At 75.9% G+C, this 1,192-nt stretch carries 2 protein-coding genes; both read right to left on the reverse strand.

Going from position 1 to position 1,192, the window contains the following annotated elements:
* The coding region (locus HW578_RS26805) for a hypothetical protein (RefSeq protein ID WP_198373740.1) at positions 1-378 on the reverse strand (378 nt) is incomplete at its 3' end.
* The coding region (locus HW578_RS26810; protein WP_198373741.1) for a hypothetical protein at positions 375-1,192 on the reverse strand (818 nt) is incomplete at its 5' end. The genes HW578_RS26810 and HW578_RS26805, both read right to left, overlap by 4 nt.

Raw genomic sequence — 1,192 nt, forward strand, 5'->3', positions numbered from 1 at the left:
ATCCACCGCGGCGAGGTCGGCGAAGCTGCGCCCGGCGAAGGCGTCCTCGATGGCGATGGCCGCGGCGCCGATGGCGACCCGCACCGCATCGCCCAGCGCCGGCAGCGCGCTGCGCGGCACCCCGCCATCGGCGCGCTTCCAGGCGCGCGCCTCGACGATCACGCCATCGAGCGGCAGAAACAGCAGCCTGGTGAAGGCGATCGGCCGCGGCGGGCGCAGCCGGCGCAGCCGAGGCCGCGCGGCATCGAGCAGCCGGTCGGCCTCGCGCCGGTCGGCCATGCGGTCGAACACCGCGACCACGCGCGCCAGCGCCGCGTCCGAGGCGGAGGCCACGGCATGGGTCAGGCGGCGATGCTCGGCCGAGAAGGCGGTGCTCATGCGGCGCGCGAACGCAGGCGTTCGTTGCGCGCGACGATGTCGAGCATGCGCCCGCTGCGCCAATCCTCGTTCGCGCGCACCACGCGGCGCATGCGCGTCGGGCGTTCCCAGTCCTCGGAGATGCCGAGCCATTCCTCGACCTCGCGCGGCATCACCGGGGCGAGCAGCGCCATCTCCCACAGCGCGCCCTCGCGCAGGCCGGGATCGGCGTCGCGCCAGAGCTCGGCGATCACCTGCCAGCCATCGAGCAGCCAGTCGGGCCGCGAGGCACGCCGGCCGAGATCGGTCGAATCCTCGCGCCAGGCCCGCAGCAGCGTCGGCGTGTCGGACAGCAGGCCATCGAGGTCCCGGAAGGCGCTGGCCGCGCAGGACAGGGTCAGCCGCGCCGCATCCACCACCAGCACCGCCGCGTGCTGCTCGCTCGGGTCGGGGGATTGCGCGACATGCAGCTCGATCTCGGCGATCATGGCCTGCAGCCCGGCGACCAGCGCGCGGCTGCGCGAGACGCCCGTATCGCCCGGGATGCCCACGCCGCAGAAGGCGGAGGCGAGGGCCTCGAGCCAGGCGGCGATGATCTCGGGGCTGACGCCGAGCCGCGGGGCGAAGCGCGCCACGGCGCGCTTCGCGCGCAGCTCGATGTTGGCGGGGGTGTCGGCCTGCGGGGGCACGCGCGCCTCCTCGCGCGATTCGGTGCGGCGGACGAGGTCGAGCAGCAGCAGGAAGTTCGCCCGCATGCGCGCCGCGCCGTCCTCGTTCGCGGCGCGCGCCACGGCGGCGGCGGCCTCGCGCCCGGCCAGGCCCTCGGCGGCGACGG

It is taken from the genome of Roseomonas rosulenta (genome assembly GCF_016106005.1).
Lineage (GTDB): Bacteria > Pseudomonadota > Alphaproteobacteria > Acetobacterales > Acetobacteraceae > Neoroseomonas > Neoroseomonas rosulenta.